Source organism: Motilimonas sp. 1_MG-2023 (assembly GCF_030547455.1).
Taxonomy (GTDB): Bacteria; Pseudomonadota; Gammaproteobacteria; order Enterobacterales; family CBDFNC01; genus Motilimonas.
In genome coordinates, this window is sequence record NZ_JAUOPX010000009.1 from 30,095 (window position 1) to 46,177 (window position 16,083).

The following is a 16,083-nucleotide window of genomic DNA, read 5'->3' on the forward strand; positions in this document are numbered from 1 at the left end:
ACCTTCGCCATTGTAATGGAAGCTTTAGCCATTAAATAAATAGGATACAAGATGCATACCGTAGAAAAAATTGGCGGCACATCGATGAGCGACTATGAGTCGGTGCGCAATAATATTATTTTAAAACCTGTTAACGCCACCTTATATAAGCGTGTATTTGTGGTATCGGCTTACGGTGGGATCACCGATCAGCTATTAGAATACAAAAAAACCGGCCAACCGGGTGTTTTTGCGCTGTTTGCTAACAGCATGGAAGATCTGAGCTGGGGTGAAAAGCTTGCCCAGCTAGAGCAAGAATTACTCAGGATAAATCAGCAATTATTTGGTGAAGGTGAGTTACTCGAAAAAGCCAACAGCTTTATTATCGGAAAACTAACCGATGCCAAGCAGTGCTTACTTGATTTACAAAGCCTATGTCAGCATGGTCATTTTGAACTGGCTTCACACCTCACCACCGTTCGCGAAATGCTGGCCAGTATTGGCGAAGCACACAGTGCTTGGAACATGGCCACCTTACTGCAACGTGATGGTGTTAATGCTCGTTTTGTTGATTTAACCGGCTGGCGCGCGAAAGAGCATGTATCACTGGACATGCGTATCCAACAAGCGTTTAGCAAAATTGATTTAACTAACGAGCTGCCTATTGTAACGGGTTATGCGCACAGCGAAACCGGTTTAATGTCGACCTTTGATCGTGGTTACAGTGAAATGACTTTTAGTCGTATTGCCGTGCTAACCCAAGCCAAAGAAGCAGTGATCCATAAAGAGTTTCACTTAAGCAGCGCCGACCCACGTTTAGTTGGCGAAGAAAATGCCGTGCCAATTGGCCGCACTAACTACGACGTAGCAGACCAGCTGGCCAATTTAGGGATGGAAGCGATTCACCCTAAAGCCGCCAAAGGGTTGCGTCAAAATAATATTCCATTGCGTGTTAAAAATACCTTTGAGCCAGAGCATGCCGGCACCTTGATCACAGGTGACTACATTAGTGAGTCTCCTTGCGTTGAAATTATTGCTGGCTGTAAAAGCATTTACGCCCTTGAGTTATTTGATCAAGACATGGCCGGCAACCTGTTTGAGTATGAGCGTGATGTGATGGAAATTATCAAGCGCTTTAAAGGTCACGTTGTGTCGAAAGATATGAATGCCAACACCATTACTCACTACTTATCGACTAACTTGAAAACCGTTAAGCGGATCCGTAACGCCATTGAAAAACTGTTCCCTGATGCGGATGTTAATCAACAGCGTGTGGCCATCGTTTCGGCCATTGGCAGTGATTTACAAATTCCAGGCATCCTAGCTAAAACGGTACAGGCCATTGCTAACAGCAATATCAGCGTATTAGCCATGCATCAGTCTAAGCGTGAAGTGGACATGAAGTTTGTGGTGAATGAGGCTGACTATGATGAAGCGGTGAAAAGCTTACACGCGGCCTTAGTTGAAGTACATAATCACGGACAAGCTATATGCCTCGCATCTTAATTGCTTGCTTAATGCTCGTTATTGCGTGGCCTACCTTTGCCGCCACGCCAGCCGAACAGCAAGCGCCAGACCAAAAAGCAGCGCAGGCACAGCAAGTAGTCGAGGCGCTTGATGCGCCTCTCTATAACCCGTTTGTTGAACGTTACGTGCTTGACGAACTTAAGCAGCTGAGGGTTGAACAAGCAGCCACGAAACATGAGCTGATCCAGCAAATAGTGGATCGTGAGCATAAGTCTGTTGACCGTGCGGTGGCTTATGCCACCGACACTGTGACTTATTTTTTCTATTTGATCGCGGCAGCCACCTCGGTATTGGTTATTGTCGGTTGGTCGTCGATACGAGAAATCAAAGAGCGGGTGCATACCTTAGCAGACGAAGAAATTTCTAAGCTGATCAATGAATATGAAAAACGCCTCGAAGCGATAGAAGCGCAACTGCAACAAAAAACCCAGCACATTGAAGAAAACCGCGAAGAGATAGAGCTAACCCAAGAAAGCCAATCACTCTGGTTGCGAGCACAGCAAGAATCTTCATCAGCGAACAAAATTCGCATTTATGACGAATTGCTTAAACTGCGACCAAACGATTGTGAAGCGCTGACTTATAAAGCGGATGCTGTGCTTGAGCTCGATGAGCCGCAATGGGCTGCTAACTTATGTCATCAGGCGCTAAAAATTGACGAAGAAAATAGCCATGCCTTTTACCAATTGGCTTGTGCTTATACCGCAATGCAGCAATTTGATGAGGCTATCAAGTACTTGTCTCAGGCCATTAGTCGCCAAGAAAGTTACCGAGAAGGGTTAAATGACGACCCAGCCCTAACACCTTTGTTAGAAAAACAGGACATGCAAGAAATCATTAATGGACTTTAAAGTATTAATAGAGGACTAATGAATAATTCTATTTTTCTATTTTGTTAACTATGCTTTATTGGATGAGAATTAAAATTGATAAGATAGGGATTGTTTGGCGATTGAGTCAATAAACTGTAATTTTTATCGTTAAATTGGCTAGTTATGGTTTTATTTTTGTCTTTAGTCTACTTTTTATCCAATAAAACAGAACAACTATAATAGTTAGGTAACGAAATGATCTTAAAAATAATTTATTTAGTTACCTAAGCAAATTGTTCAAGGAATAGTGAATGTCGACCATATTGGAAGTGCAAAATCTGTACAAGGTATTTGGCGATAAACCCGAGCAAGCGTTTCCGCTGATCGATAAAGGTTTAGATAAAGACCAAATATTTGCACAAACAGGGTTAACGGTAGGGGTGCATGATGTATCTCTATCCATTAACCAAGGCGAAATTTTCGTCATTATGGGGCTCTCAGGCTCCGGTAAATCCACCTTAGTACGCTTACTTAATCGTCTCATCGAACCCTCTCGTGGCAGTGTATTACTCAATGGTAAAGATATTGCCCATATCTCGACCGAAGAGCTAATAGAAGTGCGCCGTAATAACATTTCTATGGTGTTCCAAAGTTTTGCATTAATGCCACACATGACAGTGATCGAAAACACCGCATTTGGCTTAGAGTTGGCCGGAATTGATCTGCCGACCCGGCATCAGCAAGCGATGTCGGCGTTAGAGCGAGTAGGGCTAGATAGCTATTGCGACTCGTTTCCAGATGAATTATCCGGCGGGATGAAGCAGCGAGTAGGCCTTGCCCGCGCATTGGCGTGTGACCCTGACATCTTGCTAATGGACGAAGCTTTCTCGGCATTAGACCCGTTAATTCGTACTGAAATGCAAGATGAACTTATCCGCCTGCAAAATGACGATAGACGCACCATAGTGTTTATCTCGCACGATCTGGATGAAGCCATGCGCATTGGTGACCGCATCGCCATTATGCAAAATGGCGCGGTGGTGCAAGTAGGCACCCCTGACGACATTTTACATAACCCCGCCAACGAGTATGTGAGCTCCTTCTTTAGAGGTGTGAATGTCGCGACGGTATTTTCAGCAAAAGACATTATGCGTAAAAAACCTGCAGCGGTGTTTAACAAATCAGAATATGACGGCCCAGCATCGGCCATTCAGCATTTGATTGACCATGATCGTGATTACGGTGTGGTGGTTGATAAAAGTAATAAATATCTAGGCATAGTGTCACTTGATTCTCTGAAGCAAGCTTATAAAGAGCATCGTTCGTTGGTGAGTGCGATTTTAGAAGACACCTTATGTCTTGACCCAGAGGTGCCAGTGGGTGAACTGATTGGCCCTGTGGCCAGCGTTGCTTATGCGGTGCCTGTGGTTGACGAAAATAAAAATTATTTAGGGGTCATCACCAAGTCCCGTTTATTACAAACTTTGGATAGGGAATAGTCATGGCTGAAGCAGAGAAAAGTAATGACCCATGGGCCAGCAGCCAAACAGAGGCGCCTAGTGCTGATCCTTGGGGGGGCAGCGCATCGGATGCGACTAGCACTAACCCTTGGGCTACTGATACCACATCAGGGGCTAATGATTGGCTAAACAGTGCGCCGACAGAATCTGTCCAGTTTGATTGGCTCCATCCATTTCAAGATGCGATTATTCCTTTTGATAGCTGGATTGAAACCGGACTGAACTGGCTAGTTGAACATGGCCGGCCATTATTTCAAGCCATTCGGATACCGATTGATTTTATTTTAACTACCTTTGAAACCGCTTTGGTTTCCACTCCCGCGCCTTTTATGTTGCTGATTTTGTTTCTATTTGCATGGCAGTTTGCTGGCATTCGGTTAGGCGTGGCGGCATTGTTTTCATTGCTCATTATTGGCTTGATTGGCGCTTGGCCTGAGGCCATGACCACCTTATCGTTGGTCATGACATCCGTATTCTTTTGTTTGGTGATTGGCTTACCCCTTGGTATTTGGTTGGCGCGCAGTAAAACCGCCGCCCAATTTGTCAGGCCAGTGTTAGATGCCATGCAAACCACACCGGCCTTCGTCTACTTGGTGCCCATTGTCATGCTATTTGGTATTGGTAACGTGCCAGGTGTGGTCGTGACTATTATCTTTGCGCTGCCGCCGGTAGTGCGATTAACCATTTTAGGCATACATCAAGTGCCAGAAGAGCTAATAGAAGCGGGCCATTCATTTGGCGCAAATTCAAAACAAATGCTCTATCGCATTCAATTACCACTGGCGATGCCAACCATTATGGCGGGCGTTAACCAAACCTTAATGCTGTCTTTATCTATGGTGGTGATTGCCTCAATGATTGCGGTAGGTGGCCTTGGCCAAATGGTACTACGTGGTATTGGTCGTCTTGATATGGGCTTAGCGGCAGTAGGTGGCTTAGGTATTGTTATCTTAGCAATTCTACTTGACCGCATTACCCAAGAAATAGGTGCTAAATCGCGCGATAACAAAGCGCGTTGGTTTCACAGTGGACCTGTGGCACTGGTATTAAATGTTGTTTCTAAACCGAAAAAATCAGTTAATCAAACAGGAGAGTCAAAATGAGTTATTCATGGGCTAAAACCATGGCTGTAAGCCTACTAACCGGTGCCACATTAAGCGGCGCAGCATTGGCTGAATCTTTACCCGGTGAAGGGGTGACAGTGCAACCCGTGCAATCAACCGTGGCTGAAGAAACCTTTCAAACGCTGATCGTGAACAAAGCACTAGAAGCATTGGGTTACGACGTTAAAGACACAAAAGAAGTGGACTACAACGTTGGCTACACCTCAATAGCCAAAGGTGATGCAACTTTTCTTGCGGTAGGTTGGTTCCCACTACACGCCGACAAATACACCATGTCAGGTGGCGATAAAAGCTTCTCTCGCACTGGTGAATACATCAGTGGTGCCGCGCAAGGTTACTTAATCGATAAAAAAACTGCTGAAAAATATGGCATTACTAATATTAGCCAACTAACGGATCCAAAAATTGCCAAGCTATTTGATGCCAATGGTGATGGCAAGGCTGATTTAACCGGATGTAACCCAGGCTGGGGCTGTGAATTAGTGGTTGAAGAGCATTTAACGGCTTATAAATTGCGTGACACAGTGACCCATAACCAAGGTAACTATGCCGCGATTATTGCCGACACCATTTCACGTTACAAAAAAGGTGACCCGATTTTGTATTACACGTGGACGCCTTACTGGGTAAGTGGTGTATTAGTACCGGGTAAAGATGTTGTTTGGTTAGAAGTGCCATTCTCAGCACTGCCGGGTGAGCGCAAAGACATTGATACTACGCTGTCTAATGGTAAAAACTACGGCTTTGAAATGAACTCAATGCGCATTGTTGCCAACAAAGAGTTTACTGAGAAAAACCCAGCCGCGGCTAAGCTATTTGAAATTATGAAGCTAGATATTAATGCGGTCAGCGCGCAAAACATGATGATGAGCCAAGGTAAAAATAGCTCTGCAGACATTGAGGCACATGCTAACGGCTGGATAGCAGCAAACAAAGCCACCTTTGACGGCTGGATTGCAGAAGCGAAAAAAGCAGCTATGTAATAGCGCTGCAGCTAAATAGTAAGTTGTTTTAAACAGGCCGCTCAGCGGCCTGTTTTATTTGTAGCGTTGCTTGCTAGTGAGTCACTGTTTCATCTGTTATGTTCTGTTGCACAACAACTGGGCACCACCTAGAGTCACGGCCATTGGCAAATACGCAATGATAGTAGCCGTGCATATAATAAATAACTTGTCCTAGCTTGGGCTCTGGATAGCGTTCAATAATACCCGAGCGCCAGCTAGTAAGGTAATCCGCTAGGCTTTGTTGGTGCATAACCTGAGCATTCTTCATCTTTTCCTCTTCAGTTAGCTTGGTTATCTAGCAAAGAGTTTACCTAATGCGGTTGAACCTAAACTTAACCAAGTTGAATTTAGCATCAACATGCCGCTGCGTTGACTACCAAGTCATTTCACCAGTATGAACCTTTGCGCTAAGTTCAAGGGATGATGGACTGGCTGCTTGTGGATAGGCTTGGTCCATGGCGTTAATTAGCTCAGCGCTGTTGTTCGCTTTGCTTTTTTCGCTGATAAAAGTTGTTAAATAAGACAAAGAAAACTGCACACTTGATAGATCCAAAGCTGAGTCTGGTGTCATGTGGCCGGGGATCACTACTTCAGGCTTAAGTGACTTCATTTCTTTTAATTGCGCTGACCACGCTTGCAGCTCTTCATCTGATTGCGTATCAGCCATCCACAGGTGTAAGTTGCCAGACACTGCCACATTTCCCAAAATGGCCTTATTCGCTGGGATCCATAAATAAGGGCGGTGAGCTAATTGCCCTTGCGTGCCTTTTATCTCAATCTCCACTCCATCAATGCTAATCGTACTGGCAGAGTAGGCGGTTGGAATGATTGGTTTTTCCGGCGCATTGGCGCCCATTTGAGGAGCCCAAAAAGCGATTTTACCTTTGAGTTTTTTCTCAATTACCGTGCGTACCGCTGGCGTGGTGATGATCGCTGCGTCAGGAAACATCTTATGCAGTACTTCAGCGCCAAAGTAATAATCTGGATCGGCTTGGCTAATAAAAATCGTTGTTAAGGTTTTGCCTGAATCTAAAACATTGGCGGCAATGCGCAGCGCGTCGGCTTTTGAAAACCCAGTATCAACAACTAATGCTTCGTTTTCGCCGTAAACCAGTGTTGAATTCACATTAAAACTGCTTTCATCTGCGTTATACACTTTTAGTGTTAATGGTTTAGCAACCTCTGCAAATACTGAGTGGCTAAGTAGGGCTGCGGCGGTTAATAAAACTAACTTTTTCATATCTCTCCTAAATGTCTGTTGCACTCGTTATATTCGAGTGATGTGTTGCCTTCGAGGTGTATAGTAGAGATTTGATCCGCTCAGAAAAATAGACAATACTGAACATCATTGTTTCGTATAGTGAGCAAGTGATGGATAGGCTAACGGCAGCAAAAGTGTTTATCAATGTAGTGCAATGTGGCAGTTTTAGCGCCGCAGCTGACCGACTGAATATGTCGCGTAGTATGGTCACTCGCTATGTAGACAAAATGGAAAATTGGCTACAAACGCGTTTATTGCACCGCACCACCCGCAAAGTCACCTTAACCAGCGCCGGTGAAACCTGCCTTAAAGAAATAGAAGCTTGGCTAGAGCAAGGGGATAAACTCGCGCGATATGGCGCCGATCCGCAAGCGTTAACTGGACGAGTGAAAGTGGCCACCAGTGTGTCGTTAGGGGGCGCTTTACTGGCACCCGCTATAAAAGCGTTTCAAGACCAACACCGGCAGATATTTATTGATCTGGATGTCCAAGACTCGGTAAAAGACATGACCGAGCAACAAATTGATCTTGCCATTCGTATTACCGCTTCCCCATCAGATACATTAATTGGCAAACCTATAGGGGTGTGTGAGTCGGCGTTAGTTGCCTCTCCTGATTATCTCGCCCAAGCTGGAGCGATAGTAGAGCCGCAAGACCTAACAGCACACCGCTGCTTAGGCTATAAAAACTTTGCTTGGAGCGTGTGGCATTTAGCTAAAGACAAGCAATTTGAGGCCGTTGAAGTGTCTTGTCATCTAACGGCGAACGAAGCCACTACTTTACTTTATGCCTGCTTGAGCGGTGCGGGTGTGTCGTTACAGCCCACCTATTTAGTCAACAAATACCTAAAATCCGGTGAGCTTTGCCACGTACTGCCGCAATGGCAACCCAATGAAATGAAAATCTACGCCCTGTACTCATCACGTAAACATCTGTCGCCAGCAATACGAGCCTTAATTGACCACCTTGAGCAATACTTTGCAGATCATCCTTGGTAGGGTTATTTAAGGGATTAACAAGAGTGTGTTAACAGTTTAAGGACAAGGGCAGGAAGTCGGTTAGCAAAGCGCAGCGCTTGCTAACCGGTGTGATAGTTGGAGCAGGGGATTTACTGGTTTATAAAGTCTTTAAAGCGTTGCTGCGTGGCTTTGTCAGCTCGGTTGTACCAAAAATGCAGCATCTCTTCAGCTGTGCCGCTATCAACTTGCTTGGTTGTATTCGCGCCAGCATTTGACTGAGGGTTCGTTGTTGCGGTCTTCTGTAGCGCGATAGCCGTACTGGCACCAGCTGCACCCGCCAAAACGATAGCCGCTTTAGCGCCTGTTTGGTTGTAGTCTTTGGCCTCATCAACATAGTCGCGACCCAGCTGCATCCCTTCTTTGGTCAGCTTATCTTCAACCTTGGTGATAGGGTTACCAGCTTGATCAACTAGCTGCCATTCAAGGTTACTAATGTGCTCCTCGGCGCTGCGATAGCTTTTATAATCAGGCATTACAAATGACACTTGGCTATCACTCGCCGTAAACTTGGCAATAATGGTGTCACTTGTCGTGCTAATTTCTTCCCCTGCTTTAGTGAAAGAGGGCTCATAACGAAACACAATTTGGCTTTCGCCATTGGGTAACACTAGCGTGTTGTTACTTGAAAAGAGGCCGCTCGACAGCTTCACCTTCTCGCCATTGGCTACTAATAAGTTAACATCTTGAGCGACGGTTAAAGTAACATCCGCCTGCGCCGCTGCACTGATTGATAGGGCCATTGTTAAAGCTAATGGTTTGATAATACGCATTATTTAAAAACCTTTTATGGTAGTAACCTTGCTAGTTATCGCGCGAACACCGAGTGAACACAACGTGGCAACGCGCTATAAAGTGAGATTGTAAATCTGATATTGAGGTTGCCGTTTTAGCTGGCGAAATACAAGTCAGAATAAGTACTTAATTTGACAACTTGATGAAGGTTGCTGTTTGTTAGCTTACTGCCTAAGGTTGCACATTGACTCTTTGAATATGATATGCCCAATTATTTTTTGTTATATTGATGTGTAATTTTTTCAATATGTTATGGATGAATAGATCAATTTAATGTATGTTTTGGAATCATTTTTAATGGCGTTAGCGTTCTCGGCTTTAGTGTTCAGTAGTGCTGTTTGGTCTGTTAACTTGTTGGATCGCCCTTACATTAGTTGTTGATTTAGATAAGGGATAAAGTGGCTGCTGGCTCATTTTTATGGATGGGTCCTTTAGTTTGTTGCTGCAGAGAGCCAACACTGCCTCATTTAGGAGTTTAATGAATCATGGCTAGGCTTGAAGATATTCCTTGTTATCATCCACACTCTCAAGTTGCTTTAAATCCCAGTTTTGCCTTGTATGGCAATGACGTGTTTTTCAACTTAGGCGGTGCGCATCGTTCCAGCACGCCCACATTGACTTTAAATGCCAGTGAAGTCAGCTTGTTTCAACGGCTTGCTGCTCAACCCTGCCTGGCTTCGCTGTTACTAGAATTTCCCCAAGCTACAGATTTACTTTGCCAATGGTGGCAGCGGGAGTTGGTGTTTTTTTATCTTCCTATTCCTGCAGAGCAACAGGAGCATATAGTTGTTTTAGAGCCCCATGTTGATGATGCGGCCTTATCGGTAGGGGGCAGCTTGTTAAAGCTGCAGCACGCTAAAAAAATCACTATTTTGACCAACGCCTTTCATTCCAACTATACCTGCTATCATGAAAAAACCACTGATGATACTGAATTTGTCACCCAGCGTCGTGCCGCAGAAGGTGCTCTAGCGGCCGCGATATTGGGTGGCAGGCATGAACATTTAGATCAGTTGGATAAGCCATTACGTTGGACTAAAGGTAATGGCCAAGATTTATTGCACCCGCAGCAATTGCGTGAGTTGGCTCAGGTGATGGCACAGAAAATATTGGCTCTTGAGCCAACAGAGCTTTGGATCCCGCTTGCGTCGGGCTCTCATTCTGACCACCATAACACACGTAATGCCGCTATCCTGATGCTGCAACTTTATGCCGACGACTTTGCAAATTGCCGAGTATCTATTTACGAAGATCAGCCTTATGTGTATGACTTTGGCCCCGCAATGCGAGACTTTTTGCTCGCGCAAGTATGCCAAACCACTAGGCCAATACAGGTGATTGAAAACATCGATTCGGTAATGGCGAAAAAACAGCGATTGGTAAGTATTTTTAGTTCACAGTTTAAGCCGAGCTTTATGTTGCCTTCGATTATTGCGGCGGCCAAAGATCATGCTGCTAATGCGGAGTTTATTGAACGGCGCTGGCTATTAACCAGTACCCCACAATTGCCTTCATACCAACAATTTGAGTCGTTATCGGATGCAACAAAGCTATTTCATCAGCTTAAACAAAGCCAAGAGGTTAATTTAGTTATTCACGATTACTTGGTAGCAGAGGATGTACATAGACTGCAGAGCACTTTTAGCCCCTTAAAGATAAATATTTATACACGAGAGCGTGAAAAGGATCGCGGTCGTGCTCAGGCGGTTCATAGTGATAATATTAAGCTGCATTTTTACGATAACAGTTTAGATGATTGCTTTGCGGTAACAGAGCAGCTGATTAATGGAAGTCAACACTTTACTATTTTGGCTTGCTATCAACTGGCCCAGCGTGAATGTGAGCAGCGCTTTGCCATTTTTAACCAGCCTGAACAGATTTATAAAACCCTTTGGATGAGTTCGATGATTGCCGCACTCGATGAACAGCTAGCAACATGCCGTGCTGATATGTCGTTGGCGATGGTATAAGTAGCGGTGCAATCAAGCAGGTTAACTAGCGTAAATGCTACCTGCTTGATTGCAATCTGAGGCTGAATTAAGAAACTTTTTTGACCACGCGTGCAGGGTTTCCCATTACGACGGTGTTATCGGGAATGGATTTGATCACGACGCTGTTGGCTCCAATCACGCAATTTTCGCCTATTTGTACGCCTTTCATTATCCAGGCGCCAGCCCCTATCCAAGAGTTAGCGCCAATTTTAACGGGCGCTGATTCAAGCCGAGCTATTTCAGTGTCGGTGCCACGGCCTTCGGTGGTGTGTCCATCACAATCCATAATGGTTACGCCAGGGCCAATTCCGACATAATCACCTATTTCAACATGCTCGTAGGCCACAATGGCCACACCCAGCATCTGCACCCCAGTGCCAAGGGTGATTTTTCCGGCGGGTTTATCATTGGCTTTTACCGAGGTTAGCTTGATGCAGCTACTATGAAAGGGAGGAGTAACAGGGTTTGATTCTAAAAAGCATCCCGGCCCTATGGTGATGGCACCATGGAAGGCAAGGGTTTCTGCCTGATTGAGCTCACGATAAACCGAATAACCTTTCTCATCAGTTACTTGGGTAAAGCAAATGCGCGGCACACTCGATATGACGGCGTCTTGTGCAATGCTCACGCCGCGCGCAGTTAATAACTGAGCGACATGTTTGGGATCGGTGGTAAAAGGGGCTGGGGACGATTCGCTTTGAAACTCAGGATCGTCGGGTAAACTGATAAATAAACTTTTATAAGCGGGCATAACTATTCCTTACTACGGTTTCAAAGTTGAATACCTTGGGTCCAATTCAGCAGTAAAACATCTTCGGCGATGTCTGGATGTTTTTTGATGATGTATTTTAAATTCTCTTGCCCTGACTGTTGCGAACCTTGGGCTGATTTATCATGAGGCAGGTGCAATACTAATGGCGATTTAAGTAAATCAAACTTGGCGCCCTGCTTGGCCAAACGGATCCCTAATTCGAAGTCTTCACCACCCCAAGTATTAAAGTGTTCGTCAAAGCCTTCTACTTTGCGTAGCAACGTGGTTTTGGCGCTTAAGTGGCAAGTCCATGCAACAAACCAAGGGTAGCGGCTTTGGTTAAGGCCATTAGGCAAGTTATTAAGAATAGCGTAGCGGCAATCTAAATATTCAGTGCTTGCTTGTAAGGTCTTAAACACTTTATTAAGGGGCTGTTGTTGATATAGGGCGAGTAAGCTTGCTTCGTTTTTTAGTTCAAACTCTTCAAAGCCATAGCACATGCCTATCAGCACATCTTGGGGTTTTGATTGATACGCTTGGTAATGGCTGTGTAGTAAGTTATTGGGTACCACTATGCCAGCGTCAAGAAACAAACAAATCTCATAGTTAGCGGCATAAATACCTTTATTACGGGCCATGCCTGCTCTAAAGCCCATGTCAGGCTGGTATTGATATTGAATGTTTAACACGTGACGAAACGAGTTAACCACGGCTTCGGTATTATCTGATGAGCCATCATCAACAACGATAACTTCAAAAGGGCAAATTGCATTTATTTGTTGTTCAAGGGAAGCTAACGTTCCCTCTAGTAATTTTGCGCGATTATAAGTGGGTATAATCACGCTGATCCCTGTTTGTAACATGGTTAAATCATCCCTTTTTTATCATCCACCCTAGGGATGGATATGAGCCAACGCGCAGGAAAGGCCTGAGTCGTTGATTTATCTATCAAATTAAAGTGAACTATATATTAAGTGATGATGCAGTTGTTAACAATAACCAGTAGAAAGCTTTCGGGCGCGGCAATGGTATAGGTTATAACTTGAAGGCTTATCGCCTAGTATCATTGGCTTCATCAATCGGACAATTACGGATGTTGGCTTTTTTATTTTTGCTATGCATAATTTACAAGTTGTTGATGTTTTGTGCGCCGATGAAATTGAAGGGACTGAATGTGCTTGGTGCAGTTAGAGCGGTGCACAGTGCAAAGATGCTGGTCAAATAAAAAATTACGCTAAACAGCGTTCATTTAATCGCTTAAACAGTGAAATAAAGTATGAAACAAGCATCAAGGTTTATGCCCCAATATGAACCTGAAAAGACAAGCCGTGGGGCTTTGATCGGCTATGTAACTGTTGCTTTGACCATTATTTTAGTCATGGTGGTCGTGGTAGTTTACCAGCCTTGGTCGCTGGTGGTTTTTGTTGGTTTAGCTATATTTGCGAAAATTGTGTGGGTTATCGATCAACCCAAAGTAGAGCAACATTTTCTAAAACTGTGCCAAGAGCGTGATGGCTTGTCTATTTGTGAATTTGCTAAGTCGTTTGATACAAACGTTGTAGATACATGGGTTATCCGTGCAGTGTACGAACAACTTCAAGCAGCGTTGCCAACTGAGCATAAAGTTCCTATCAAAGCTTCTGATTCTTTACTTGATACCTTGTTGCTTGATATGGATGACATTGATTTATCCTTAGTTGAAGAAATTGCGCAACGAACAGGTAGAAGTCTTGAGCTTTTCGAAAAAAATCCCTACATAGGCAAAGTAACCACCGCGCAAAACTTGGTGCTCTTTTTTAATCATCAGGCTCCTGTGCATGCTATGAAGTAAGTGAAAAATTGCGCGTGGATGACTAGTAATGCTAACACCAGAGTTTATAAAGCCTTTACAGTTGGAGTTGAAGCAATACTAAACACTCATCAAGGTGGCACCTCAGGCCCTTGATATATCTGCTTATGTTGCCTTTTTCATAGATTGGTGGAAGGGCGGGAGTTGAACTGCATCAGTAAAGTTTTAACTGTTTGTTTTTAAAGTGGTATTCACATTGTTCTAAAAGTTCGTGCTACTAACGTGCTATTTGGTTTGAGCTTGGCTCTATTGCGTTGCCAAGTGCAGATGTAGCAATTCACAAGTGATCTGATCATTCAGTTTATCTAGTGTGCTTCAATCTTACAATTTACTCTCGACATGACTCACTTTTGGACAAAAACGAGTTAGTGGATTTGCTCATTTAACGAAGTACGTATCAGGTGACGTATGGCCTAACTCAACCTAGCCAAAGGTAAGACCTGAACCTATATACATTTGACCAGCCAGAATCGATAAACCCTTGTCTTGCTCTCAGTGGCATTGAGAAGATCCTTTAATGTGAGCTAGGTTCGAGATGATTCCAATGAACTACAAATTAGCGCCAATGGCCCATCCATCATTTCGGTTTTGATCAAACTCGCATCATGACAACAACTGGTAGAGAACGCGAAACCATGTAAGTAATCAGCCAGCAAATCTAGGCCGTCATTTTCCACATTTTTGTGTAAAGCTAAAGGAGCAATAATAGTTTGATAACGCACAGTAAACACTTGGGCAGGTCCGTGTGATTTCATGCTCAGCATGGTTTGTAGTAGCCCGTTGTACTCGCGTAACAGCTCGATATAACTGACACATAAACGTTTTAACTCGCCTTGCCAGTTCGAACTTTCCTGAGGCTGGTAGATCTCCGCCACAAGCGATGTGGTGAGCGCTTCCAACAAAGCATTCTTGTTTTTGAAGTAGTAATAGATCGCCATAGGATCCACGTTTAATTGCGTTGCTAATGAACGGACACTTGGGACTTTTCCATCCCTTTTCATCAAACACTTAGCCGTTTCTAGGATGCTCTCAGCACTTAACTGTGATTGCTTCCCTACTGGTCGTCCACGTTTCTTTTCATTGACAGCCATTTGCTCTTCCCGATAAACTCAACAATATTCTACATTGTAGAATTAATTTTAAACTATATTTGGGCTCCGCTCAACCACGGCCAATTTGATGGGGTACTTATGGCAAACATCGTATTTATTGCAACTAGTCTGGACGGTTTCATCGCAGATAAACAAGGCAAACTCGACTGGCTACATTCGGTACCAAATCCAGACAATATTGATACTGGTTTCTTTGCATTGATGGAGCGAATTGACGGCTTGGTGATGGGACGCAATACCCTCGATGTGGTTCTGAGTTTTGATTGCGATTGGCCTTACACAAAACCAGTGTTCGTGTTGAGCAACACCATGACGAAAGTGCCACAAGGTTATGAAGGCAAAGTATTCTTAGTCAAAGGTGAATTAAAAGACATTATCGCGGAGCTGAATGCTAAGGGATTTTATGACCTATACATCGACGGTGGCGTGACTATTCAAAACTTCCTCAATGAAGATCTGATCGATGAAATGGTGATCACTCGCTTTCCTATCCTACTTGGCAGCGGCGCACCTTTGTTTGGTGAACTAAAACAACCATTGAACTTCAAAGTGACCAAGAGTGAAGTAGTACTAGAAACCTTGGTTCAAACCTCTTACGTGCGAGAGAAATAATCTTGATTCCTGCATCTAAAAACGCCCTGCACAACTAAAGTGAAGGGCGTTTTGCCGTCTATTTGAGCAATAGGGATCAGGTCTTGTCTTTTGCCTCTCCCATTAATTTATGTATTGAAAATTTCTCTGATTGCCTAGCTAGTGATACTAGACGTAACTCATTTCGGGGCAAAAGTGAGTTGGAACAGCCGGAAGCTAAATTAGCCCCTCGAATTGAGTGTATACAGGTTTCCTTCAGGCTCGCCCACTTAAATTCATGTTTTGTGGTATTAGTTTAAGTCTTGAAATCTATTTGGGAATTAAACCCCCGTCCGCTCTTTTTGTCATGTTCTTTGATGTAGTTACCATAATGACGGAACAGCATTTCAGGTCCGTTGTGGCCCATTTGGTCAGCAACCCACCATAGGTTAGCGCCACGGCTGATCAACATGGTGGCGAAGGTGTGCCTTGTTTGGTAGGGGTGGCGGTAGCGCACGTTTGAACGCTCTAGCACGGTTACCCAAATGTTCTTTCTGATTTGATCTGCGCCCGTTAGTGGCTTGCCTTGCTTGGGCTCTTCAAACACAAACTCGCTTTTAGCTTCGGTGATGGCCTGTTGGCTGGTTAGTGCTGCAATGGCCTCTGGCAAGATAATCCTCCCATTTTTAGCCGTTGCTCAATTTTTAAAAGTGTAACTTTGCTTACTCTTTTTTTACAAAAGTTTGATGTATAGTGCGGTAAATACTTCTTC

The 16,083-nt window shown here is 44.2% G+C and carries 16 protein-coding genes; 9 read left to right on the forward strand and 7 right to left on the reverse strand.

Features of this window, described 5'->3' with window-relative positions:
* The first annotated feature begins 51 nt into the window (after positions 1 to 51).
* From Q4519_RS06580 to proX, 5 genes are all read left to right on the forward strand, one after another.
* Positions 52 to 1,485 (forward strand): aspartate kinase, encoded by a 1,434-nt coding sequence (locus Q4519_RS06580; RefSeq protein ID WP_303510935.1) that lies wholly within the window; start codon positions 52 to 54, stop codon positions 1,483 to 1,485.
* Positions 1,470 to 2,357, forward strand: a complete 888-nt coding sequence (locus Q4519_RS06585) for a tetratricopeptide repeat protein (RefSeq protein ID WP_232803936.1) — start codon at positions 1,470 to 1,472, stop codon at positions 2,355 to 2,357. Before Q4519_RS06580 ends, Q4519_RS06585 begins: the two co-directional genes overlap by 16 nt.
* 272 nt (positions 2,358 to 2,629) lie before the next feature.
* Positions 2,630 to 3,817: a glycine betaine/L-proline ABC transporter ATP-binding protein ProV gene (proV, locus tag Q4519_RS06590; protein WP_232803935.1), complete on the forward strand. Its 1,188-nt coding sequence runs from the start codon at positions 2,630 to 2,632 to the stop codon at positions 3,815 to 3,817.
* A gap of 2 nt (positions 3,818 to 3,819) precedes the next feature.
* A complete protein-coding gene (proW, locus tag Q4519_RS06595) occupies positions 3,820 to 4,941 on the forward strand; it encodes a glycine betaine/L-proline ABC transporter permease ProW (protein ID WP_232803934.1) in 1,122 nt (373 codons plus the stop codon).
* On the forward strand, positions 4,938 to 5,945 hold the full coding sequence (gene proX, locus Q4519_RS06600; RefSeq protein ID WP_238481486.1) for a glycine betaine/L-proline ABC transporter substrate-binding protein ProX: 1,008 nt from the start codon (positions 4,938 to 4,940) through the stop codon (positions 5,943 to 5,945). The genes proW and proX overlap by 4 nt, the downstream gene beginning before the upstream one ends.
* Positions 5,946 to 6,018: 73 nt before the next feature.
* On the opposite strand, the gene Q4519_RS06605 is transcribed toward proX, so the two are convergent.
* Together Q4519_RS06605 and Q4519_RS06610 are read right to left on the reverse strand one after the other, a co-directional pair.
* Positions 6,019 to 6,234: a hypothetical protein gene (locus Q4519_RS06605; protein WP_232803933.1), complete on the reverse strand. Its 216-nt coding sequence runs from the start codon at positions 6,232 to 6,234 to the stop codon at positions 6,019 to 6,021.
* Between the two features lie 105 nt (positions 6,235 to 6,339).
* Positions 6,340 to 7,206, reverse strand: a complete 867-nt coding sequence (locus Q4519_RS06610) for an MBL fold metallo-hydrolase (protein WP_232803932.1) — start codon at positions 7,204 to 7,206, stop codon at positions 6,340 to 6,342.
* A 131-nt stretch (positions 7,207 to 7,337) separates the two neighbouring features.
* Here Q4519_RS06610 and Q4519_RS06615 point away from each other — a divergent pair, with 131 nt between their 5' ends.
* Positions 7,338 to 8,225 carry a LysR family transcriptional regulator gene (locus Q4519_RS06615; RefSeq protein ID WP_303510950.1) on the forward strand — a complete coding sequence of 296 codons (888 nt, stop codon included), beginning with the start codon at positions 7,338 to 7,340 and terminating at the stop codon, positions 8,223 to 8,225.
* Between the two features lie 110 nt (positions 8,226 to 8,335).
* On the opposite strand, the gene Q4519_RS06620 is transcribed toward Q4519_RS06615, so the two are convergent.
* Entirely contained in the window at positions 8,336 to 9,016 is a 681-nt protein-coding gene (locus Q4519_RS06620) for a DUF2057 family protein (RefSeq protein ID WP_232803930.1), read from the reverse strand.
* 507 nt (positions 9,017 to 9,523) lie between these two features.
* Between Q4519_RS06620 and Q4519_RS06625 the strand changes: the two genes are divergently transcribed.
* Entirely contained in the window at positions 9,524 to 11,008 is a 1,485-nt protein-coding gene (locus tag Q4519_RS06625) for a PIG-L deacetylase family protein (protein ID WP_303510954.1), read from the forward strand.
* 67 nt (positions 11,009 to 11,075) lie between these two features.
* Here Q4519_RS06625 and Q4519_RS06630 read toward each other — a convergent pair whose 3' ends face one another.
* Both Q4519_RS06630 and Q4519_RS06635 read right to left on the reverse strand, forming a co-directional pair.
* Positions 11,076 to 11,780: a DapH/DapD/GlmU-related protein gene (locus tag Q4519_RS06630; protein WP_303510956.1), complete on the reverse strand. Its 705-nt coding sequence runs from the start codon at positions 11,778 to 11,780 to the stop codon at positions 11,076 to 11,078.
* 20 nt (positions 11,781 to 11,800) lie between these two features.
* On the reverse strand, positions 11,801 to 12,643 hold the full coding sequence (locus tag Q4519_RS06635; RefSeq protein WP_303510959.1) for a glycosyltransferase: 843 nt from the start codon (positions 12,641 to 12,643) through the stop codon (positions 11,801 to 11,803).
* A 413-nt stretch (positions 12,644 to 13,056) separates the two neighbouring features.
* On the opposite strand from Q4519_RS06635, the gene Q4519_RS06640 reads away from it, so the two are divergent.
* Positions 13,057 to 13,611, forward strand: a complete 555-nt coding sequence (locus Q4519_RS06640) for a hypothetical protein (RefSeq protein ID WP_303510961.1) — start codon at positions 13,057 to 13,059, stop codon at positions 13,609 to 13,611.
* A gap of 542 nt (positions 13,612 to 14,153) precedes the next feature.
* On the opposite strand, the gene Q4519_RS06645 is transcribed toward Q4519_RS06640, so the two are convergent.
* The gene (locus Q4519_RS06645; RefSeq protein ID WP_303510964.1) at positions 14,154 to 14,720 is read right to left on the reverse strand and encodes a TetR/AcrR family transcriptional regulator; all 567 of its coding nucleotides are present in this window, start codon (positions 14,718 to 14,720) and stop codon (positions 14,154 to 14,156) included.
* A 99-nt stretch (positions 14,721 to 14,819) separates the two neighbouring features.
* On the opposite strand from Q4519_RS06645, the gene Q4519_RS06650 reads away from it, so the two are divergent.
* On the forward strand, positions 14,820 to 15,353 hold the full coding sequence (locus Q4519_RS06650) for a dihydrofolate reductase family protein (RefSeq protein ID WP_303510967.1): 534 nt from the start codon (positions 14,820 to 14,822) through the stop codon (positions 15,351 to 15,353).
* Positions 15,354 to 15,627: 274 nt separating this feature from the next.
* Here Q4519_RS06650 and Q4519_RS06655 read toward each other — a convergent pair whose 3' ends face one another.
* Positions 15,628 to 15,981, reverse strand: coding sequence for a tyrosine-type recombinase/integrase (locus Q4519_RS06655; RefSeq protein WP_303510969.1), 354 nt, complete (start codon positions 15,979 to 15,981; stop codon positions 15,628 to 15,630).
* Positions 15,982 to 16,083 lie beyond the last annotated feature (102 nt).